Raw genomic sequence first — 20754 nt, forward strand, 5'->3', positions numbered from 1 at the left:
AAACCGTCCATGCCCGCGAACAAGAAGCTGCTGGTCCTGCCGGGCGACGGCATCGGCCCGGAGGTGATGCATGAGATCCGCCGCGTCATCGACTGGATGCAGCACCGCCGCAGCCTGACCTTCGAGATCGAGGAAGGCCTGGTCGGCGGCGCCGCCATCGATGCGGTCGGCTCGCCCTGCCCGGACGAGACGGTGGCCAAGGCGCGCGCGGCCGATGCCGTGCTGTTCGGCAGCGTCGGCGGCCCGAAATGGGACAGCCTGCCCTTCGACCAGCGGCCGGAGCTCGGCATCCTGCGGCTGCGGAAGGACCTTGGCCTCTTCGCCAACCTCCGCCCCGCGGTGGTGCTGGAGCCGCTGGTGGATGCGTCGTCGCTGAAGCCCGAGATCGTCCGCGGCGTCGACATCATGGTGGTGCGCGAATCCACCGGCGGCGTGTACTTCGGCGAGCCGCGCGGCACCGAGACGCTGGCCGACGGCCGCCGCCGCGCCTTCGACACCGACGTCTACCACGAGGACGAGATCGCCCGCGTCGCCCGCGTCGCCTTCGACCTGGCGCGCAAGCGCCGCAACAAGGTGACCTCGGTCGAGAAGGCCAATGTCATGCAGTCCGGCCGGCTGTGGCGCGCCGTGGTCGGCGAGGTCCACAAGGCGGAATTCGCCGATGTCGAGCTGGAGAACATGTACGCCGACAACTGCGCCATGCAGTTGTGCAGCCGGCCGAAGCAGTTCGACGTCATCCTCGGCAGCAATCTGTTCGGCGACGTGCTGTCCGACCTGGCGGCGGCGCTGACCGGCTCGCTCGGCATGCTGCCCTCCGCCACGCTCGGGGCGGTCGATCCGGCCAGCGGCAAGCGCTACGCGCTGTACGAGCCGATCCACGGCTCGGCGCCCGACATCGCCGGCCGCGGCATTGCCAACCCCTGCGCCCAGATGCTCTCCTTCGCCATGCTGCTGCGCTGGTCCTTCGGTCTGGAGGAAGACGCCAAGCTAGTGGAGACGGCGATCGAGAATGTGCTGGCCGGCGGCCTGCGCACCGCCGACATCATGCAGACCGGTCGCGCCCGCGTCGGCACCTCGGTGATGGGGGAGGCCGTGGTGCGCGAGCTGGAGAAGCTTTCCGCATAACTTCGATGTCGGGCGAGAGAAGGGGGTTGCGCGGTCCCGCCGCCTCCGCTATTTCGCCCGCCTCGCCGCAAGGCGGCATGCGCGCCCGTAGCTCAGCTGGATAGAGCACCAGACTACGAATCTGGGGGTCAGGAGTTCGAATCTCTTCGGGCGCGCCACTTTCTCTTCTAACCTTTGCACTCCGGGGCGCCCGTAGCTCAACCGGATAGAGCACCAGACTTCGGATCTGGGGGTTAGGGGTTCAAATCCCTTCGGGCGCGCCATGTCCTCTCGCCGGCTTTACCGTCTCGGGTAGGCGGTGAAGACATAGTCCTTCGCCTGCACCAGCGTATGGCAGGCCGCGCCGCAGGCGGCGCCGGTGCCTTCGGGCATGAAGCGGTCAGTCGCCGGGTCGTAGTTGAACTGGGCATAGCCCCAACCGCCGCTGTCGCGGAACCGCGTGCTGTCCTTCACCATGAAGTCGATGTCCTTCAGCGCGCCCGGTACGGTGGTCGGGGCGGGCGCCTCGGCGCTTGTTGCCGTCTTCCAATGGATCTTCGCCATCTTCGCGCCATCGGGGACCGGCTTGCCGTTGCCGGGGAAGCCGGCTCGGTAGGCCTCGATCATCGCCGGATTGCCAAGGATGGCGGCCATCACCTCCCCGGCCTGACTGACGGCGATCGTCTGCCAGTCCTCGTATCCCTTGAATTCGGCGAAGGCGAGGCCGTCCGGCACCTTCAGGCTGTATCGGTCCTGCGCGAACAGGGCACTGCCGCCAAGGCTGGCGAAGACCACCACGGCGAAGGGCGTGAGCGTAGGCGGAATTTTCAGCATTGATCATTCCTCCGTCGCAATATGGCCAAGGCTAACGGTGCGTCAAAGTCATGATTGCTCTATGCGTTTGATCGAAATGGCATGGCGCCGTCAGGCAGGCAGATGCGCGGTTACTATCTTGCCGCGACGAAGGCCGGGCAAGAGACTGCTCAGGCGAACAAACCGCGTGCCGATACTTGCTGCGGTTTATCCGGGCCCGCTGGCCTTGGCCTGGTCCAGCACCGCGGCCAGGCTGATCGCTCCGCCGCCGGCCAGCGGCACCGCCGCCGTCCCCCGCGCCACCATCGCTGCCAGCGCATCCCGCAGCGAGGCCTCGGTGGGCAGCGGTTCGCCCGCGGCCGCAGCCCCCGCCACCGCCACCGCCGGGATCAGCGCCAACCGCTGCAAGGCGCGGTCGCGGCCGAGGAATTCCGCCACGAACCCATCCGCCGGCCGTGCCAGCAACTCGGCCGGCGGGGCGTGCTGCGCCAGCCGACCGTCACGCAGCATGGCGACCGTGTCGCCGAGGCGGACCGCCTCGTCCAGGTCATGCGTCACGATCAGCACGGTCTTGCGCAGCGTCTTCAGCAGCCGCAGCACCTCCTCCTGCAGCCGGCCGCGCACCACCGGGTCGACCGCGCCGAAGGGCTCGTCCATCAGCAGCACCGGCGGGTCGCCGGCGAGCGCCCGGGCGACGCCGACCCGCTGGCGTTCGCCGCCCGAGAGCTGGTGCGGCCGCCGCGCGGCGAAGCGGGCGGGCTCGAGCCCGGTCAGCGCCAGCACCTCCTCGACCCTTGCTGCGATCCGCGCCGCCGGCCAGCCCAGCAGCTTCGGCACCGTCGCCACATTCTTGGCGATGCTCCAATGCGGGAAGAGCCCGACCTCCTGGATGACGTAGCCGATGCTTCGGCGCAGCGTGACGGCGTCCATGCGCAGCGCATCCTGCCCGGCGATGCGCAGTGCCCCGCCGCTCGGCTCGATCAGCCGGTTGACCATGCGCAGCGTGGTGGTCTTGCCGGAGCCGGAGGGGCCGATGAGGGCGCAGCTCGTGCCCTCCGGCACCGTCAGGGTCAGGTCGTGCACGGAATCCGCGATGGCGCCGGGCCAGCGCTTGGTCAGCCCCTCCAGCTCGATCATGCGCCCTGCACCCTCGCCGCGAGGCGCCTTTCCAGCAATCCGAACCCCGCTTCCGTCCCCAGCGCCAGCAGGGCGATGGCGACGGCGCCGACCAGCATCCGCCCGGTGTCCAGCAGCGCCAGCCCCTGGGTCACCAGGTCGCCGAGGCCCCCGCCGCCGATGAAGGTCGCCAGCGCCGCGGCCGAAACCACCTGCACGGCGGCGATCCGCAGCCCGGCAAAGACCAGCGGCGCGGCCAAGGGCAGTTCCACCCGCAGCGCCCGCTGCAGCGGCGTCATGCCGAGTCCGCGCGCCGCCTCCAGCGCCGCCGGGTCGGCGCCGCGCAGGCCGGTGACGGTGTTCACCAGCACCGGCGGCAGCGCCAGCAGGGCCAGCGCGATGACCGAAGGCGTGAAGCCGACGCCGAGCAGCGGCAGCAGCGCCGCCAGCACGGCCAGGCTCGGGATGGTGCGCAGCGCGCCGGCCACGGCGATCGCCGCCTCCGCCGGCCGTGGCCGCTGCGCGACCGCGATGCCCACCGGCAGGGCGATGGCGATGCCGATCGCCAGCCCCACCAGCGACAGCAGCAGGTGGTCGCCGACCGCGGCGAGGAAGGTCCCGGGATGGGCGCCGAGCCAGGCCGCGGCGCCCGCCAGCGTCTCCATCAGGCCAGCACCGGCAGCCGGCGCTGCACCGCGCCGAGGGCCGCATCCAGCAGCAGCGCCATCGCCGTCACCAGCCCGGCGCCGACCAGGATCTTTTCCGTATGCCCCTGGTCCAGCCCGGTGAGGATCAGCGTGCCCAGGCCCCCGGCGCTGATATAGGCCGCGACGGTCGCCGCCGAGATCAGCGTGACGGAGGCCACCCGCAGCCCGCCCAGCAGCGCCGGGAGCGAGAGCGGCAGCTCGACCCGCCAGAGCCTCTGCCACGGCGTCAGCCCCATGCCCGTGGCTGCCTCCAGCACCGCCGGCGGCAGCGAGGCGAGGCCGGCGACCAGCGCGCGCAGCAGGATCGGCACCGCGTAGCTGACCAGCGCCACCAGCGCCGGCCAGAAACCCAGCCCCAGCACCGGCACCAGCAGGGCGAAGACCGCCAAGGTCGGCAGGCTGTAGAGCACCGAGGCCGTTCCCAGCACCGCGCCACGCGCCGCCGGCCGCCGCGCCACCAGCAGGCCGAGCGGCAGCGCCAGCAGCAGCGCCAGGGCCAGGGCGGCGGCGACCAAGCCCAGATGGGTCAGCGTGGCGGTGCCGATGGTGTCGAGGTTGCGCGCGGTCCAGCGCATCAGCCGAGGCCCTGGCGTGTCAGGAAGCGGGCGGCGACCTCGCGCGGCTCCTCGCCATCCTGGTCGACCTGGCGGTTCAGCTCCTGCATCACCGGGTTGTCGAGCTTCGCGCCGATGGCGAGCAGCGGCGCCGCGAGGCCCGGCCAGTCCCGCAGCGCCTGGTCGCGCACCACGGCGGCGAGCTGGTAGGGCGGCCAGAGCCGCTTGTCGTCGGCCATCACCGTGTAGCCGCCGACCGCGATCTGCCAGTCGGTCGCATAGGCATTCACCACATCGGCCTGGCCGTGCTGCAGGGCGGCGTAGCGCAGGCCGAGTGCGGCGAATTGCCGGAAGCGGCGGAATTCCATGCCGTAGACACGCTTCAGGCCGGGCAGCCCGTCCGCCCGGTCGGCGAATTCGTTCCCCGCCGCCAGCGTCAGCTGCGGCGCGGCGCGGGCGAGGTCCGAGAGGGTCACGAGGCCGAGCCGCTGCGCCGTCCGCGGCAGCAGCAGCAGGGCATTGCCGTTGTCGATGCCCGAAGGATCGAGCCAGGTGAGGTCGAACTGCGCCTGGTAGCCGGCGCGGACCTTGGCCAGCACCTCCTCGGCGGTGCCGACGGGCGGCTGCTTCAGCACCACGCCGAGCCCGGTGCCGGTATATTCGGGGTAGAGGTCGATCTCGCCGGCCAGCAGCGCGGCCTGGGCGATGGCGGTGCCGCCGAGGTTGACCCGGCGCTCGACGCGGGCGCCGGCCTTCTCCAGCCCCTGGGCGAAGAGCTCGGCGACGACGAGCTGTTCGGTGAAGTTCTTCGAGCCGATGCGCAGCAGGGGGGCGGCGCGGGCCGGGCCGGCCAGCAGCGCCGGCAGGGCCAGCGCGCCGCGTCGTCCGAACGTCCTGCCGAAGGGGGCCGCTTGCGTCATCCCCGGAAGCTAGCGCAGCCGGAGCGGAAAGGCGCAAGCCGGCCACGCGGTCGTGCCGCCCCGCTTCCACCCCGCCCGCCCCGGCCCTACCTTCCCGCCATGTGCGAACTCCTCGGCATGAGCGCCAATGTCCCCACCGACATCGTCTTCAGCTTCTCCGGATTGATGCGCCGCGGCGGCGAGACCGGGCCGCATGCCGATGGCTGGGGCATCGCCTTCTACGAGGACAAGGGCTGCCGGTCCTTCCACGACCCGCGCCCTTCCGCCCAATCCGAGGTCGCCCGCTTCGTCCGCACCCACCCCATCAAGTCCCGCATCGTCATCAGCCATATCCGCCGCGCCAACCGCGGCCGCATCGCGCTCGAGAACACCCATCCCTTCCAGCGCGAGCTCTGGGGCCGGCCCTGGACCTTCGCCCATAACGGCCAGCTCAAGGGGGTGAAGCGCTGGCGGCTCGGCGCCTTCGCCCCCATCGGCAGCACGGATTCCGAACATGCCTTCTGCTGGCTGCTCGACGCGCTGCGCACCCGCTTCCCCGTCGCGCCGTCGGACCGCGACCTGGCCGCGGCGGTCGAGGAACTGGCCCGGCGGCTCGCGGCGACCGGCGTCTTCAACATGCTGCTGTCGGACGGCCGCAGCCTGTTCTGCCATTGCTCCACCAGGCTGGCCTGGCTGACCCGCCGCGCGCCCTTCGGCCCGGCGACCCTGGTCGATGCCGACCTGGTGGCGGATTTCGAGCAGGAGACCACCCCCGACGACGTGGTCACCGTGGTCGCCACCCGGCCGCTGACCCGCGACGAGGCCTGGACCGTCATGGACCCCGGCACCACCGTGGTGTTCCGCCAGGGCAACCCGGTCCCCCTGCCGAAGCGGCGGGCCGGCCCCAGCACCAGAAGGAAAGCGGCATGAGCGAGACCCTGGCCGGCCGGCGCGTGATGGTGCCGGAGACGCGGGAACTGGAAGTCCTGGCGAGGATGCTGGAACGCCACGGCGCGGTGGCGCTGCGCTGCCCGCTGGTCGCCATCGTCGACGCCGCCGACCCGGCCCCCATCGAGGCCTGGCTGCGCCGCTTCATCGCCACCCCGCCCGACGACCTGATCCTGCTGACCGGGGAGGGGCTGTCCCGTCTGCTCGGCGTGGCGCAGCGGGGCGGGATCGAGGCCGAATTCCGCGCAGCACTCGCCGGCGTGCGGCGGATCGTCCGCGGCCCGAAGCCGCAGGCCAGGCTGCGCGCGATCGGCCTCTCGGCCGACATCTCGGCCGCGGAGCCGACCACGGCCGGCGTCATCGCCACCCTCTCGGCGCAGGACCTCACCGGCCGGCGGGTCGCGGTGCAACTCTATCCGGACAACCCGAACGACGCGCTGCTGGATTTCCTGGCCCGCGCCGGCGCCACCCCGGACGCCATCCTGCCCTACGCCTATGCCACCAAGGAGGACGACGCCCGGGTCGAGGCCATGCTGGCGGAGCTGGAGGCCGGGCGGATCGACCTGGCGGTCTTCACCTCCACCCCGCAGGTCAAGCGCCTGGCCGCGCTGGCCGGGGCGGAGCGGCTGCGCGCGGCACTCGGCCGCACCCGGATCGCCGCGGTCGGGCCGCTGGTCGGCCAGGCGCTGGAGGCCGCCGGCGGCGTCGTCTCGGTGATGCCGGAGGACAGCTTCCACATGAAGCCGATGGTGAATGCCATCCTGGCGGCGATGGGCGCAGCGGAAGCGGGGGATCCGGCATAATCGCTTCGGATCGTCGTTAAATCCATTGACCTGCGTATTTCGGGCGTGGATTATCCGCCGGCGGGCCGGGCCCGCTGACGGAGACCATGTGACATGCTTGCGCTCGATGCCGCCCTGGCCCTTCCCGCTGCCCTGCCGGCCGAGGCAGGGCTGCTGCTGGCCCTGGCAGCGGGCCTCGCCGCCATGGTGACGCTTGGCCCGGCCGAGGCGCCGCCCTCGGAAGAAGTCACCGCGGCTGCCATCTTCGCGCTGCATGGCCATGTCTGAGGGCGGGGCGGGCAAGCAAGCTTGGGGAGGGAAACGTATACCCTCCCCAGGCCCCACCCTTCCTATCTCTGGGTCGAGGCCTGCCGCGCGGCAGGTCTCGACCCAGAGAAATAGAGGCTACCGCCTCCCCGGCCTTCCCCGCCGGGGTCTGCTCGCCGCCGCGGTCGCCCTGGCCAGCCCGGCCCGCGCCCAGCCCTGGCCCGACCGGCCGATCCGCTTCGTCGTCCCGGTCTCCCCCGGCGGCAGCGTCGACCCGCTGGCCCGGCTGATCGGCCGGCACCTCGGCGACGCGCTGGGCCAGCCGGTGGTGGTGGAGAACCATGCCGGGGCCGGCGGCAACATCGCCTTCGAGCTCGTCGCCCGGGCCCGGCCGGACGGCAACACGCTGCTGGTCGGCTGGGACAGCCTGGCGATCAACCCGGCGATCTTCCCGCGAGTGGACTACGACCCGATCCGCGACTTCGCCCCTGTCATCCAGACGGTGCGGACGGCGCAACTTCTGGTGGTGCGGGACGGGCGCGGGGTCGCCAGCCTGGCGGAATTCCTGGACCTCGCGCGGCGGCGGAGCTTGACCCTGGGCTCGCCGGGCAACGGCAGCATCGGCCACCTGGCCGCGGCGCTGCTGCGGTCCCGCGCCGGGGTGGAATGGACCCATGTGCCCTATCGCGGCGGCGGGCCGGCGATGGCCGACCTGATCGCCGGGCATATCGACGCGGTCAGCCTGACCCTGCCGGCGGCGACCGAGCATGTCCGGGCCGGGCGGCTGCGGGCGATCGCGGTGACCACCGCCGCCCGGTCGCCGGCGCTGCCCGCGGTGCCGACCCTGGCCGAGAGCGGCTTCCCCGGCTTCGAGGTCACCTCCTGGCAAGGGCTGCTGGCACCAGCCGGGACCGACCCCGCGGTGCTGCGGCGGCTGAATGCCGAGGTGGCGCGGATCCTGGCGCTGCCGGAGGTCGTGGCGCAGCTTGCGGCGCAGGGCTTCGAGCCGGTGGGCGGGGCGCCGGCGGTGCTGGCGGCCCGCCTGGCCGAGGACGTGCCGCGCTGGCCGGGGGTGGTGGCGCTGGCCGGGGCCCGGGTGGACTGAGGCGCGCCGCTTGTATTTCGGCGCCCAGCGTGCGATAGGAATATTGTCAACGGCAGCGCCTTGCCCGGCTTGGCTTGCCGACGCCGCTTCAAATCCTCAAATCCGGAATTGCAAAAGCGGCGCCGGCGCAAGGCCAGGTTCGATCTGGCCTCGCGCCGGATGGGGCCGTTGCGGCCTCAAGGACCTTGAGGCGAGTCGGGCGGAATTGCCGGGTTTTGCCGCTTCAATAACCCCGGCTCAGACGCCGCCATGTTTGTGGATCGGGTCGATCCAGAGGACGTGCTCCGGCTTCTCCACCGGCTCGATGTCGAGGTTCACCACCACCGCCTCGTTGTCCGAGCGGACCAGGACGCAGGACAGCGTCTCGTCCGTGCTCGCGTTGATCTCCTGGTGCGGGACATAGGGCGGGATGAAGATGAAGTCGCCCGGGCCGGCCTCGGCGGTGAATTCCAGCCGCTCGCCCCAGCGCATGCGGGCGCGGCCGGAGACGATGTAGATCACGCTTTCCAGCGCGCCGTGGTGGTGGGCGCCGGTCTTGGCATCGGGGTGGATATGCACGGTGCCGGCCCAGATCTTCTGCGCGCCGACGCGGGCGGCGTTGATGGCGGCGGCGCGGTTCATCCCCGGAGTCTGCGCCGTGTTGGCGTCCAGGCTGTCGCCCGGGATGACCTTGACGCCCGAGGTCTTCCAGCCGTCGGGCGGGACGTCGTGGCTATGGTGCCCATCATGCGGCATGGCTGCGATCCTTCTGGAGTCACGATAATGGATGGGGCACGGAGGTTGACCGTCCCCCGGCCCCGGCTTCCTACAACCCGGCAAAAAGCTCGGTGGAGAGATAGCGTTCCGCGAAGGACGGCGCGATCCCGACGACCAGCCCCCCCGGCATCTCGCACGCCACCTGCAGCGCGGCATGCAGCATGGCGCCGGAGGAGATGCCGACCGGCAGGCCTTCCACCTGGGCACAGCGGCGGGCGGCGGCGATCGCCTCCCGCTCGCCGACGCGCATGATGGTGTCGATCGCCCCGAGGTCGAGCACCGCCGGCTTGAAGCCCGCGCCGATGCCCTGGATGCCGTGCGGACCGGGCTCGTCGCCCGACAGCACGGCGGATTCGGCCGGCTCCACGCCGATGATCCGCAGCCCCGGCTTGCGCGGCTTGAGCGCCCGGGCGATGCCGGTCAGGGTCCCGCCGGTGCCGAGGCCGCCGATGACCACATCGACCTGGCCGGCGGTATCGGCCCAGATCTCCTCGGCCGTGGTGGCGGCGTGGATGTCGGGGTTGGCGGGGTTGTCGAACTGCTTCGGCATCCAGGCATCGGGGGTTGCGGCGACGATCGCCTCGGCCCGGCCGATCGCGCCGGCCATGCCGCGGCGGGCGGGGGTCAGCTCCACCTCGCCGCCCATCAGGCGGATCATCTTGCGGCGTTCGATGCTGGCGCCGTCGGGCATGACGACGATCAGCCGGTAGCCCTTGGCCGCAGCGACGAAGGCCAGCGCGATGCCGGTATTGCCCGAGGTGGGCTCGACCAGTGTCGAGCGACCGGGGGCGATGAGGCCCTCGCGCTCGGCGGCCTCGACCATGGCCAGGCCGATGCGGTCCTTCACCGACCCCAGCGGGTTGAAGAATTCCAGCTTGATGGCGAGGTCGGCCGCGAAGCCATCGGCCGCCTTCAGCCGCTGCAGGCGGACCAGCGGGGTGGAGCCGACGATGTCCAGCACGCTGTCGTAGATGCGGCCATGCGCGGGCAGGGGTTCGGCCCCGTGCGGGTCGGGGATCGGGCGGGGGGCACGGCGGGGCAGGTGGGCGATTTCCGACATGCGACTGCAATATCACCGTTCGCTGCCGTAGATCAGGGGGCAGGCGCGGGAAAATGAAGCGCCGGCGCGGAAAATACCGCCGGGGCTGGGCGGCGGCCGGCGCCGCGTGCCAAGCTTGCCGCCGAGGGAACGACCAAAGCCATGCCAGAGACGCCGCCGGACCGGATTCCGCTTGCGCAGATCGTGAACCCGCGTTCGGTCGCCGTCATCGGCGCCTCGGACGATGCCGGGAAATTCGGTGGGCGGGTGATCCACTACCTGATCAAGCATGGTTTCCCCGGCCGGCTGCTGCCGATCAACCCGGTGCGCGCGACGATCCGCGGCCTGCCCGCCTATCCCGGCATCGGCGCGGCGCCCGGGCCGGTGGATGTCGCGGTGCTGGCGGTGCCGGCCGCGGCGCTGCTGCGGGAGATTGAGGCCTGCGCCGCGGCCGGGGTCGGCGCCTGCGTCGTCATCACCGGCAAGCTGGCCGATGCGGGGGAAGCCGGCGCGGCGCTGGAGGCGCAGGTCGTGGCGGTGGCGCGGGCGGCGGGGATGCGGCTGGTCGGGCCGAATTGCCTCGGCCTGTTCAATGTCACCGATGCGGCGATGCTGTCGTCGTCGCTGGCGCTGGAGGTCGAGCGGCTGAAGCCGGGCGGGATCGGCATGGTCAGCCAGTCCGGCGCGCTGATGGGCGCGCTGGTGTCCTTGGGGCACCGGCACGGGGCGGGGTTCAGCCGCTGCGTCTCGGTCGGCAACCAGGCGGACCTGGAGCTTTGCGACTTCCTCGCCTACCTGATCGAGGACCCGGCGACTCGGGTGATCGCCCTCTATGTCGAGGGGCTGAAGGACCCGGCGCGCTTCGCCCCGCTGCTGCGCCGGGCGCGGGCCGCGGGGAAGCCGGTGCTCTGCGTCAAGGCGGGGCGGAGCGAGGCGGGGGCGCAGGCGGCGCGCAGCCATACCGCGAGCCTGGCCGGCAGCCACGCCGCCTTCGCCGCGCTCTGCCGCGATGCGGGCGCGGTGCTGCTCGACGATCCGGCGGCGATGGTGCTGGCGGCCGACGTGCTGGACCGGCTGGGCGGGCTGCCGCGGGCCGGGCTGGGAGTGGCGGTGGTCGCCTCCTCCGGCGGCAGCACGGTGACGACGACCGACATGCTTGCGGCCCATGGCCTGCGCACCGCCGCCATGTCGGACGCGACCCGGGCGGAGATGGCGCGCTGGATGCCGGCGAGCCATGTGCATTTGCCGCTCGATACCGGCAGCTTCCACGACAATACCAGCGAGGCTGCGCTGGCCGGGTGCCTGCGTGCCTTCATGGCCGACCCCGACACCGGCGCCATTCTGGTGCCGATGACGACGCAGCCGGCCATGGCGAAGCGTGCCGCGATGCTGCCGCCCTTGGCGCGCGAGGGCAGCCGGCCCTTGCTGTACGTGATGATGGCGGGCGAGGTGGGCGATCCGGCGCGGGCGGCGATGCGCGCCGCCGACTTCCCCTATTTCGACCATGTCGCCCAGGCGCTGGCGGTGCTGCGGGCGCTGGAGGCGGAGGCCGCGGGCCGCGACCGCGTCGGGCGGCCGGCGCCCGCACGCCCGGCCGGGATGGCGCTGCCGGAGGCGCTGCCCACCGGCGCGCTGCTGGAGGCGGAGGCGAAGCGCCTCGCCGCGGCCTATGGCATCCCGGTGACGCGGGAGGCCTTCGCCGCCACCGAAGCGGAAGCGGTGGCGGCGGCCGAGGCGATCGGCTTCCCCGTGGTGCTGAAGGGCGTCAGCCGCGCCGTGGTGCACAAGAGCGACCTTGGCCTGGTGACGCTGAACCTGCGCGACGCCACGGCGGTGCGCGCCGCGCATGGGTCGCTGCTGGCCCTGCCGGTGCCGCTGGAGGGCGTGCTGGTGCAGGAGATGGCGCGGGGCGAGGCGGAACTGATCCTGGGCGCGCGGCACGAACCCGGCCTCGGCGCCTTCGTCCTCGCCGGCACCGGCGGCGTGCTGGTGGAGGTGCTGCGCGACGTGCGACTCGCGCCCGCGCCGCTGCGGCCTGACGATGCGCGGGCGATGCTGCAGGGCCTGGCCTTGTGGCCGGTGCTGGAAGGCGTGCGCGGCCGGCCGGCGCTGGACGTGGCTGCGGCGGTGGATGCGCTGGTGCGGCTGTCCTGGCTGGCGGCCGATCTCGGGGAAGGGCTGGTGGAGATGGACCTCAATCCGATCCTGCTGCGCGCCGCGGGCGCGGGCTGCATCGCGGTCGATGCGCGGGCGGTGCTGCGATGATCCCGCGGCGCGTGCTGCTGGGCGCGCTGGCAGCGCCGGCCATCGCCCGGGCGCAGGGCGCATGGCCACAGCGGCCGGTCACCCTGATCGTCCCCTACCCGCCGGGCGGCAGCACCGACAACGTCTCCCGCCCCATCCAGCAGCCGCTCTCGGCGCTGCTGGGGCAGAACGTGCTGATCGAGAACCGCGGCGGCGCCGGCGGGTCGATCGGCGCCGCGGCAGTCGCCCAGGCCAGGCCCGATGGCTATACGCTGCTGGTCTTCCCGACCGCGATCATGACCATCAGCCCGCACATGATGCGGCTGCCCTACGACCCGGCGCAGGATTTCACCCCGATCAGCCTGCTCGGCATCTCGGACGGCGCGGTGGCGATGCATCCTTCCGTCCCGGTGCGGACGATCCAGGAACTGGTCGCCTATGCCAGGGCCAATCCCGGCAGGCTGCGCTTCAGCAGCGCCGGCAACGGCACTATCACCCAGATGACCGGCGAGATCTTTGCCAGCGCCGTCGGCATCCGGCTGGAACACGTGCCCTATCGCGGCTCGGCCCCGGCGCTGACCGCGGTGATGGCGGGCGACGTCGAACTGCAATTCGACCCGATCGCCATCCCGGCGATCAAGGACGGCCGGCTGATCGGCCTGGCCACCACCGGCGAGACCCGCAGCCCGGAACTGCCCGACCTGCCGACCTTGCGCGAACTCGGCATGTACGGCGCCGGCGGCCTGTCCTTCTTCGGCCTGGCCGGCCCGGCCGGCCTGCCGCCCGAGATCGTCGCCCGGCTGGCCGCGGCGCTGCGCCAGGTGCTGGCGATGCCGGAAGTGGCGCGTGCCATGGCGCCGGTCGGCCTGCGGCCGCAATTCGAGACCGGCGCGGCCTTCGCCGGCCGCATAGTGCAGGATCGCGCGATCTTCGCCGAGGCCGTGCGCAAGACGGGAGCCCGCGTCGAATGAGCTACGAGCATATCAAGGTCTGGCAGGACGGCCCTGTCACGGTGGTCGCGCTGAACCGGCCGGACAAGGGCAATGCCATCTCGAAGCGGATGGCGGAGGAGATCCAGGCGGCGATGACCGCCTTCGCCGCATCCGAACAGAAATGCGCCGTGCTGACCGCGATGGGCACCAAGGCCTTCTCCTTCGGCGCCGACGTCACCGAGCCGCCGGAGCTCTGGCGCGCCGTGCCCAATGTGGGCTGGCAGACCGACAAGCCGCTGATCGCGGCGCTGGAGGGCTGGTGCATCGGCGGCGCGCTGGTCCTCGCCATGATGGCCGACCTGGCGATCTGCGGCGCCAAGGCGAAGCTGTACTACCCCGAGGCCAAGATCGGCCTCACGGGCGGGATGATCGCCGCCCTACCGTCCCGCATCCCGCACAAGATCGCCATGGAGCTGATGCTGCTCTGCCGTGTCTTCGACGCCGAGCGGTCGGAGCGCGTCGGCCTGGTGAACGAGGTGGTGCCGGAGGGCGAGGCGCTGGCCCGTGCCATCGAGTGGGGCAAGGAGATGGCCGGCTATGCGCCGATGGTGCTGGGCGGCATCAAGCGCATGGTGCTGGACGACATCCTGCCGCGCGGCCCCTCCGAGCAATGGGCCTTGCAGCACCAGCGCCTCTCGGCGATCCGCGAGTCGGAGGATTTCCAGGAAGGTGGCAAGGCCTTCCGGGAAAAGCGGCCGCCGGTGTTCAAGGGCCGCTGATCTTGCGCAACGGGTAGGCAGCGGCGGCGCGATGCTGGGCAGCGCAGCGCCTTCCGGTGCGGTGCCCTGCGCCGCGTCGCCGAGGCACGCGGCTTGCTGGACAGCCCATGACGGAGCCTTCACACGGAGACGAAGCAATGCTGATCCGCCCGACACGGCGCGCCCTGCTGGGCGGCGCCACCCTGCTCGCCACGCCCGCCATCCTGCGCGCCCAGACGCCGGAGATCTTCGTCGGCGGCCCGGCCTCGCCCGGTCTGACCGACATCCTGTTCCCGCGCATCGAGAAGAAGCACGGCTTCAAGATCCTGTTCGAGGGCACCAACAGCCTCATCAACCTCGAGAAGATCCGCAGCAACCGCGCCCGCCCCACCATGACGGTGACGATGATGGACGATCCCGTCCTCATCCTCGGCGAACGCGAGGGCGTGCTGGAGCCGCTGCGTGGCAAGGCCATTCCCAACATGGCCGACCTGCAGCCGGAAGCCCGGCCGCGCGACGCCATGTGAGCAAATTGGTGCTTCCCCGCCGCCTCGATCAGCTACCAGACGCAGAACGTGAAGCCTGCGCCCACCAGCTATGCCGAGGTCTGGGACCGGAAGTACCGCGACAAGGTCATCCTGATCTCGATGCGCATCACCCAGGCGGTGGTGCCGCTGCTGGCGGCGACCAGCCTGGCCACCGGCAAGCCCATGGCGGAATGCCTGAAGCTGGCCGACGAGGGCTTCGGCAAGCTGCGCGAGCTGAAGCCGAACATCCTGCAGATCACCACCAACCCGCCGCAGGCGCAGCAGCTGCACGAGAGCGGCGAGGTGGACCTGTATTTGTCGCCCGACAGCCGCACCACGCTGTTCCGCAAGAGCCAGAAGGCCCCGGTCGACCTGGCCTTCCCGAAGGAGGGCACGGTCGCCATGCCGGCCGGCGTCGCGCTGGTGAAGGGCGGGCCGAACCAGGCCCTGGGCGAGAAATTCATCAACGAGCTGCTGGACCCCGAGACCCAGGCGCTGATCGCCGGCACCTTCTATTCCAAGCCGACCAACACCAAGGCCGTGGCCCCGGCCGGGCTGAACCTGCCCGAGCTGGTGGTGCTGGACTGGGAGTATTTCGCCGACAACCGCAACCGCTGGATCGAGCGGTTCGAGCGGGAGATCAGCGCGCGTTGATGCGGGGCCACCTGACCGTCGCCGGCGTCACCCGGCGCTTCGGCGCCGCGGTGGTGCTGGACGACCTCTCGATCGCGGTGGCGCAGGGGGAATTCGTCTCCCTGCTCGGGCCTTCGGGCTGCGGCAAGACCACGCTGCTGCGCTGCGTCGCCGGGCTGCTGCAACCGGATGCCGGGCGCATCAGCGTGGCGGGGACGGAGATCACCCGGCTGCCGGCGCATAAGCGCAACGTTGGCGTGGTGTTCCAGAACTATGCGCTGTTCCCCCATCTGACGGTCGCCGAGAATATCGGCTTCGGGCTGCGCGCGCAGGGCGTGGGCCGCGCCGAGGCGGCGCCGCGGGTGGCCGAGGCGCTGGCGCTGGTGCGGATGACGGAGCATGCGGCCAAGCCGGTGACGGCGCTGTCCGGCGGCCAGCAGCAGCGCGTCGCCGTGGCGCGGGCGCTGGTGGTGCGGCCGTCCCTGCTGCTGCTGGACGAGCCGTTCAGCGCGCTCGACCGCAAGCTGCGGGAGATCATGCAGGTCGAGCTCAAGCACCTGCTGCGCGAGGTCGGCATCACCGCGATCTTCGTGACGCACGACCAGGAGGAGGCGCTGGTCGTCTCCGACCGCATCGCGGTGATGAATGCCGGGCGGATCGAGCAGCTTGCCGATCCGGCGACGCTCTATTCCCGGCCGGAGACCTTGTACGTGCTGGACTTCGTCGGCCAGTCGACGCGGCTGGCCGGGCGGGTGACCGCGGCCTCGGCCGGGGCGGTCGAGGTGCGGACCGCGCTCGGCGCGGTGCGCGCGTCCGGCCATTTCGCGCCGGGTAGCGCCGTGGTGGTGGCGGTGCGGCCGGAGGCGGTGACCCTGGGCCACGGCGAGAACACGCTGGAGGCACGGGTGCGGGAGATCTCCTTCCTCGGCTCCCGCACGCAGCTGCACCTCGGCCTGGCCGATGAGGGCGACCGCGGCATGGTGGAATTGCCGCGGCTGCCGGAGGGTGTCGGGCCGGGGAGCGCGGTGACGCTCGGCTTCCGCGCCGCCGATGCCATGGTCTTCCCCGCGTCATGAGTGCGCGCCGCATCGACCCGCTGGCGCTGCTGGCCCTGCCGGGCGTCGTCTTCCTCGGCGTGGTCTTCCTGCTGCCGCTCGGGCTGCTGCTCTGGTCCTCGGTCCGCGGGGCGGAGGGATTCACCCTGGCCGGCTACTGGCGCGTGCTGGGGGACGACTACTATCGCGGCGTCATCCTCGCCTCCTTGCAACTCGGCCTGGTGACGACGTTCGGCGCGCTGCTGCTGGGCTACCCGGCCGCCTTCGCGCTGGCGCGCGCCCGCGGCACGGCGCAGGTGGTGCTGTTCGCGCTGGTCTTCCTGCCGCTCACCGTCTCGATCATCGTCAAGTCCTTCGGCTGGGGGATCGTGCTGCGGCGCGACGGCATCCTGAACTGGGCCATGCTGAACCTCGGCCTGATCGAACGGCCGGTGCGGATGATCTTCACCGAGGGCGCGCTCTATGCCGGCATGATCAACGTCTTCCTGCCCTTCATGGTGCTGCCGATCTTCTCCGTCGTGCGGATGATGGACCCGCGGCTGCCGGATGCGGCGGCGACGCTCGGCGCCTCGCCCTGGTTCCGCTTCACCCGGGTGACGCTGCCGCTGTCGCTGCCGGGGGTGGTGGCCGGCGTCTCGCTGGTTTTCTCGCTGGCGGTCGCCGCCTATGTCACGCCATCCCTGCTGATGGGCGACCGCTACATGACGATGTCGATGGTCATGGCGAAGGCCTTCCTCAACCTGCGCGACTGGCAATTGGGCGCGGCGATGGCCGCCGTGCTGCTGGCGGTTGCCGCCGCGGTGGTGGTCGGCGCCTCGGTGCTGCAACGCCGGCTGGGGGGCGGGCGCTGATGGAACGCCTTGGCATCGGGCTGGCCTGGACCGCGCTGGTCGCGGTCATCCTGTTCCTGCTGCTGCCGATCGTCGTCGTCATCCCGGTCTCCTTCACCGAATCGACGGTCTTCCGCTTCCCGCCGGAAGGCTTTTCCCTACAGTGGTATGCCAAGATCCGCAGCGTGGACGGGCTGCTCGGCGCGCTCTGGCTCTCGGCACGGATTGCCGCCCTGGCGACCGCGGTCTCGCTGCTGCTGGGCACGCTCTGCGCCATCGCCTTGGTGCGCGGCGCGGTGCCGGGGGCGGGGGCGATCACCACCTTCATGGTCTCCCCACTCATGCTGCCGGGCCTGGTGCTCGGCATCGCCCTGCTGCAGGCGATGCGGGAGGTGGGGCTGCGCGACGCCTGGTGGTCGCTGCTGCTGGCGCATGTGGTCATCACCATGCCCTTCGTGATGCGCACGGTGCTGGCGAGCCTGTCGCTGTTCGACTTCGCCATGGTGGATGCGGCGAGGACGCTGGGATGCAGCTACCCGGTCGCGCTGTGGCGGGTGCTGGTGCCGAACATCCTGCCGGGCTTCGTGTCCGGCGCGCTGTTCGCTTTCATCGCCAGCTTCGACAACTACCCGGTGTCGATGTTCCTGGTCGACGTGCGCACCAAGACGCTGCCGATCCAGCTGCTGAACTACCTGGAGATCAGCCCCGACCCGACCTTGGCCGCCGTCAGCACCGGGTTGATCGGGCTGACGGTGCTGGTGCTGGTGTTGTGCGACCGGCTGGTCGGGCTGCGGCGGATGGCGTCGATCTAGCGCAGATCGCCGCGGGGCGGCATCGCCTGACGGCGTGAATCCGCGCGGAAAACGACAGGCTAGACGGCGACGCCATCGACCGGGTTGAAATAGCCGGGAAAGACGCCGCGCGGCTTGATCAGGTCGTAAGGGCCGCGCGGCAGGAACCGGCCATGGCCGGCTGCACCCACCACGCGGCCGTCCTGCACCACGGCGATGCCGCGTACCAGCGTGGTTTCCGGCCAGCCGGTGACCTCGAAGCCCTCATAGGGCGTGTGGTCGTTGGCGTCCTGCACCAGCGCCTGGGTGATGGTCACCCGCTTCGCCGGGTCCCAGATCGCGATGTCGGCGTCGCACCCGAGCGCGATGCTGCCCTTGCGCGGATGCAGGCCGAACAGCTTCGCCGCATTGGTCGCGGTGATGGCGACGAAGGTCGGCAGGTCGATGCGGCCCTTGGCCACGCCTTCCGAGAACAGGATCGGCATCCGCACCGCCAGTCCCGGCACGCCGTTGGGGATCTGGGTGAAGGGCGCGTCGAGTCCGACCGCTGTCTTGCCGTCCGGCCCCTCGTAGCGCGAGGGCGCATGGTCCGAGGTGACGTTGCCGATGACGCCGCGGCGGATCATCTCCCACAGAGCCGCCTGGTCGGCGCGCGACCGCGGCGCCGGGCTGCAGACATACTTCGCGCCCTCGAAGCCCGGCCGGTCGAGATCGTCCGCGGTCAGCACCAGGTATTGCGTGCAGGTCTCGCCCCAGACCTTCAGGCCACGCTGCTGCGCCCGCTCGATCTCCTCGGCGCTTTCGCCGCCGCTGACATGGAAGACCTGGATGGGGACATCGAGCGCCTCGGCCATGGCGCAGACGCGATGGACGCATTCGCGCTCCACCACCATCGGCTTGGCCCAGGCATGGTGCTTCGGCCGCGTGAAGCCGGCGGCCAGCAGCGCCCTGGTATGGAACTCGATCAGCTCGTGGTGCTCGGCATGGATGCAGACCAGGGCGCCGAGCCGCCGTGCCGCGGCCATCACCTCCAGCGCCTGGCCGTCGGTGACGCGGGCGCCGGCGTAGGTGAGGAAGATCTTGAAGCTGCGGTGGCCCTCGGCGACCAGCTTCGGCAGTTCCTCCGCCAGGATCTCCGGCGTGGGATCGGTCAGGATCATGTGGAAGCCGTAGTCGATGCGGCTCTGCTGCGCGCGTGCCATGTGCTCCGCCACGCCTTGCGCGATGGAGCCGCCGCGTTCCTGGCGGGCGAAGCCGATGACGGTGGTGGTGCCGCCGACCGCGGCCGAGGCGCTGCCGCTGGCGAAACTATCGGCGTTGACGGTCGGGCCGCCGCGTGGCTCCTCGATATGGGTGTGGCTGTCGATGCCGCCGGGCAGCACCAGCTTGCCCGTCGCGTCGAGCTCCCGCGCGCCGGCGCCGAGCCCGCGGCCGAGCGCCACCACCTGGCCGCCGGTGATGCCGACATCGCCGGAAAACACGTCGCTTGCCGTGGCGATGGTGCCGTGGCGGATGACGAGGTCGAAATCGGGCATCTATGGCTCTCCGGTGCGTCGTGATGTTGCGGCGCATTGCAGCCGATCGGACCCCGCGCCACAAGGGCGGCGGCAAGGCGACGGGGGCGACATGGACGGCGATGCGGCGGTGCGGATGGCGGGGCTGGTCTTTGCGGCGCTGCGCGAGGCCTCGCTCGATGCGCCCGGCGTCAGCCGCGCCAGCTACGGCCCGGGCGAGCGGGCGGCGCATGCCATCCTGCGCGCGGCGGCGGAGGAGGTCGGGCTCGAGGTCGAGACCGACCCGGTCGGCACGCTGTCGATGACGCTGGCCGGGGCCGATCGCGGCGCCTCGCCGGTCGTCATCGGCTCGCATCTCGATGCCGTGCCGCATGGCGGCAATTACGACGGCGCGGCGGGTGTGGTGATGGGGCTCGCCTTGGCGGCGCGGCTGCGGCAGTCGGGGCAGGTGCTGCCGCGGGACCTGGTGGTCCTCGGCATCCGGGCGGAGGAGATGTGCTGGTTCCCGATGCTCTATCTTGGCAGCCGCGCCGCCTTCGGACTGCTGGCGCCGGATGCGCCCGACACGCTGCGGCGGACCGACAGCGGCCGTACCCTGGCCGAGCACATGCTGGAGGAAGGCTTCGACCCGGACTTCATCCGCCAGGGCCGCAGCTCGCTCGACCCCGCCTATATCCACGCCTTCGTCGAGCCGCATATCGAGCAGGGGCCGGTGCTGGTCGAGGCCGGGCTGCCGGCGGCGGTGGTCACCGGCATCCGCGGCAGCCTCCGCTACCGCGCCTGCACCGCGACCGGCGCCTGGGCGCATGCCGGCGCGGTGCCGCGGCAGGGCCGGCGGGATGCGGTTCTGGCGGTCACGGCGTTGGCGCAGCGCCTCGAGGAATTCTGGAAGGTTGCCGAATCCGGCGGGCGCGACCTGGTATTGACCATGGGCGAGTTCTCGACCGACCCGGTGATGCACGGCCCGACCAAGATCCCCGGCGCGGTGACCTTCAGCCTCGACATCCGCAGCGAGGATCCGGCGGTGCTGCTGGCGGCCGAGGCGCTGCTGCACGACCAGGCGGCGCGCATCGGGGCGGAGCGCGGCGTGGCGATCGATTACGGCACGCCGCTGCCGGTGCCGCCGGCGCCGATGGACCTGCGCATCCGGGCGGCGCTGATGCGGGGCGCCGAGGCGGCCGGCGTGCCGGTGCTGGAGATGGCCTCCGGCGCCGGGCATGACGCGCTGACCTTTGCCGGGCTCGGCGTGCCGACGGCGATGCTGTTCATCCGCAACCAGCACGGCAGCCACAACCCGGAGGAGGCGATGGACCTGGCCGATTTCGCCGCGGCGCTCGATGTGCTGGCGGCGGCGATCATGGAGATCGCCGCCTGACGCCA

Annotated in this window: 22 protein-coding genes and 2 tRNA genes; 16 read left to right on the forward strand and 8 right to left on the reverse strand. The window is 71.7% G+C overall.

Going from position 1 to position 20754, the window contains the following annotated elements; all coding sequences use genetic code 11:
• Window positions 1-9 precede the first annotated feature (9 nt).
• From leuB to ACFQS7_RS16820, 3 genes are all read left to right on the forward strand, one after another.
• A complete protein-coding gene (gene leuB, locus ACFQS7_RS16810; RefSeq protein ID WP_380068259.1) occupies window positions 10-1125 on the forward strand; it encodes a 3-isopropylmalate dehydrogenase in 1116 nt (371 codons plus the stop codon).
• An 81-nt stretch (window positions 1126-1206) separates the two neighbouring features.
• Window positions 1207-1283 (forward strand) — tRNA-Arg (locus tag ACFQS7_RS16815).
• Between the two features lie 28 nt (window positions 1284-1311).
• Window positions 1312-1388 (forward strand) — tRNA-Arg (locus ACFQS7_RS16820).
• A 16-nt stretch (window positions 1389-1404) separates the two neighbouring features.
• Here the strand turns inward: ACFQS7_RS16820 and ACFQS7_RS16825 are convergent.
• The 5 genes from ACFQS7_RS16825 to ACFQS7_RS16845 form a co-directional block, all read right to left on the reverse strand.
• Window positions 1405-1938: a cytochrome P460 family protein gene (locus tag ACFQS7_RS16825; RefSeq protein WP_380068260.1), complete on the reverse strand. Its 534-nt coding sequence runs from the start codon at window positions 1936-1938 to the stop codon at window positions 1405-1407.
• A 186-nt stretch (window positions 1939-2124) separates the two neighbouring features.
• A complete protein-coding gene (locus ACFQS7_RS16830) occupies window positions 2125-3054 on the reverse strand; it encodes an ABC transporter ATP-binding protein (RefSeq protein WP_380068261.1) in 930 nt (309 codons plus the stop codon).
• Window positions 3051-3698 (reverse strand): ABC transporter permease, encoded by a 648-nt coding sequence (locus ACFQS7_RS16835; RefSeq protein ID WP_380068262.1) that lies wholly within the window; start codon window positions 3696-3698, stop codon window positions 3051-3053. Before ACFQS7_RS16835 ends, ACFQS7_RS16830 begins: the two co-directional genes overlap by 4 nt.
• Window positions 3698-4315: an ABC transporter permease gene (locus tag ACFQS7_RS16840; RefSeq protein ID WP_380068263.1), complete on the reverse strand. Its 618-nt coding sequence runs from the start codon at window positions 4313-4315 to the stop codon at window positions 3698-3700. Before ACFQS7_RS16840 ends, ACFQS7_RS16835 begins: the two co-directional genes overlap by 1 nt.
• On the reverse strand, window positions 4315-5214 hold the full coding sequence (locus ACFQS7_RS16845) for a glycine betaine ABC transporter substrate-binding protein (protein WP_380068264.1): 900 nt from the start codon (window positions 5212-5214) through the stop codon (window positions 4315-4317). Before ACFQS7_RS16845 ends, ACFQS7_RS16840 begins: the two co-directional genes overlap by 1 nt.
• A 99-nt stretch (window positions 5215-5313) precedes the next feature.
• Between ACFQS7_RS16845 and ACFQS7_RS16850 the strand changes: the two genes are divergently transcribed.
• The 4 genes from ACFQS7_RS16850 to ACFQS7_RS16865 all read left to right on the forward strand — a co-directional run bounded on the left by ACFQS7_RS16850 (window position 5314) and on the right by ACFQS7_RS16865 (window position 8295).
• Window positions 5314-6123: a class II glutamine amidotransferase gene (locus ACFQS7_RS16850; RefSeq protein ID WP_380068265.1), complete on the forward strand. Its 810-nt coding sequence runs from the start codon at window positions 5314-5316 to the stop codon at window positions 6121-6123.
• Complete coding sequence (locus ACFQS7_RS16855) at window positions 6120-6944, forward strand: uroporphyrinogen-III synthase (protein ID WP_380068266.1); 825 nt, start codon at window positions 6120-6122, stop codon at window positions 6942-6944. Before ACFQS7_RS16850 ends, ACFQS7_RS16855 begins: the two co-directional genes overlap by 4 nt.
• Before the next feature lie 93 nt (window positions 6945-7037).
• Window positions 7038-7211 (forward strand): hypothetical protein, encoded by a 174-nt coding sequence (locus ACFQS7_RS16860; protein WP_380068267.1) that lies wholly within the window; start codon window positions 7038-7040, stop codon window positions 7209-7211.
• Window positions 7198-8295: a tripartite tricarboxylate transporter substrate binding protein gene (locus tag ACFQS7_RS16865; protein ID WP_380068268.1), complete on the forward strand. Its 1098-nt coding sequence runs from the start codon at window positions 7198-7200 to the stop codon at window positions 8293-8295. The genes ACFQS7_RS16860 and ACFQS7_RS16865 overlap by 14 nt, the downstream gene beginning before the upstream one ends.
• A 237-nt stretch (window positions 8296-8532) precedes the next feature.
• Here the strand turns inward: ACFQS7_RS16865 and ACFQS7_RS16870 are convergent, their stop codons facing one another.
• Together ACFQS7_RS16870 and cysK are read right to left on the reverse strand one after the other, a co-directional pair.
• Window positions 8533-9030 (reverse strand): cupin domain-containing protein, encoded by a 498-nt coding sequence (locus ACFQS7_RS16870; protein ID WP_380068269.1) that lies wholly within the window; start codon window positions 9028-9030, stop codon window positions 8533-8535.
• Between the two features lie 70 nt (window positions 9031-9100).
• Window positions 9101-10111, reverse strand: a complete 1011-nt coding sequence (cysK, locus tag ACFQS7_RS16875; RefSeq protein ID WP_380068270.1) for a cysteine synthase A — start codon at window positions 10109-10111, stop codon at window positions 9101-9103.
• Between the two features lie 141 nt (window positions 10112-10252).
• On the opposite strand from cysK, the gene ACFQS7_RS16880 reads away from it, so the two are divergent.
• The 8 genes from ACFQS7_RS16880 to ACFQS7_RS16915 all read left to right on the forward strand — a co-directional run bounded on the left by ACFQS7_RS16880 (window position 10253) and on the right by ACFQS7_RS16915 (window position 17881).
• Entirely contained in the window at window positions 10253-12355 is a 2103-nt protein-coding gene (locus tag ACFQS7_RS16880) for an acetate--CoA ligase family protein (RefSeq protein WP_380068271.1), read from the forward strand.
• On the forward strand, window positions 12352-13305 hold the full coding sequence (locus ACFQS7_RS16885) for a tripartite tricarboxylate transporter substrate binding protein (protein WP_380068272.1): 954 nt from the start codon (window positions 12352-12354) through the stop codon (window positions 13303-13305). Before ACFQS7_RS16880 ends, ACFQS7_RS16885 begins: the two co-directional genes overlap by 4 nt.
• Window positions 13302-14045, forward strand: coding sequence for an enoyl-CoA hydratase/isomerase family protein (locus ACFQS7_RS16890; RefSeq protein WP_380068273.1), 744 nt, complete (start codon window positions 13302-13304; stop codon window positions 14043-14045). Before ACFQS7_RS16885 ends, ACFQS7_RS16890 begins: the two co-directional genes overlap by 4 nt.
• 137 nt (window positions 14046-14182) lie before the next feature.
• The gene (locus ACFQS7_RS16895) at window positions 14183-14551 is read left to right on the forward strand and encodes a hypothetical protein (RefSeq protein ID WP_380068274.1); all 369 of its coding nucleotides are present in this window, start codon (window positions 14183-14185) and stop codon (window positions 14549-14551) included.
• A 27-nt stretch (window positions 14552-14578) separates the two neighbouring features.
• The gene (locus ACFQS7_RS16900; protein WP_380068390.1) at window positions 14579-15205 is read left to right on the forward strand and encodes an extracellular solute-binding protein; all 627 of its coding nucleotides are present in this window, start codon (window positions 14579-14581) and stop codon (window positions 15203-15205) included.
• Window positions 15205-16260, forward strand: a complete 1056-nt coding sequence (locus tag ACFQS7_RS16905) for an ABC transporter ATP-binding protein (RefSeq protein WP_380068275.1) — start codon at window positions 15205-15207, stop codon at window positions 16258-16260. Before ACFQS7_RS16900 ends, ACFQS7_RS16905 begins: the two co-directional genes overlap by 1 nt.
• Window positions 16257-17090, forward strand: coding sequence for an ABC transporter permease (locus ACFQS7_RS16910; protein ID WP_380068276.1), 834 nt, complete (start codon window positions 16257-16259; stop codon window positions 17088-17090). The genes ACFQS7_RS16905 and ACFQS7_RS16910 overlap by 4 nt, the downstream gene beginning before the upstream one ends.
• Window positions 17090-17881 (forward strand): ABC transporter permease, encoded by a 792-nt coding sequence (locus ACFQS7_RS16915; protein ID WP_380068277.1) that lies wholly within the window; start codon window positions 17090-17092, stop codon window positions 17879-17881. The genes ACFQS7_RS16910 and ACFQS7_RS16915 overlap by 1 nt, the downstream gene beginning before the upstream one ends.
• A gap of 59 nt (window positions 17882-17940) precedes the next feature.
• On the opposite strand, the gene hydA is transcribed toward ACFQS7_RS16915, so the two are convergent.
• On the reverse strand, window positions 17941-19395 hold the full coding sequence (gene hydA, locus ACFQS7_RS16920) for a dihydropyrimidinase (protein ID WP_380068278.1): 1455 nt from the start codon (window positions 19393-19395) through the stop codon (window positions 17941-17943).
• A gap of 91 nt (window positions 19396-19486) precedes the next feature.
• Here hydA and ACFQS7_RS16925 point away from each other — a divergent pair, with 91 nt between their 5' ends.
• Complete coding sequence (locus tag ACFQS7_RS16925; RefSeq protein WP_380068279.1) at window positions 19487-20749, forward strand: hydantoinase/carbamoylase family amidase; 1263 nt, start codon at window positions 19487-19489, stop codon at window positions 20747-20749.
• The last annotated feature ends 5 nt before the right edge of the window (window positions 20750-20754 follow it).

It is taken from the genome of Dankookia sp. GCM10030260, assembly GCF_042666655.1.
GTDB lineage: Bacteria > Pseudomonadota > Alphaproteobacteria > Acetobacterales > Acetobacteraceae > Paracraurococcus.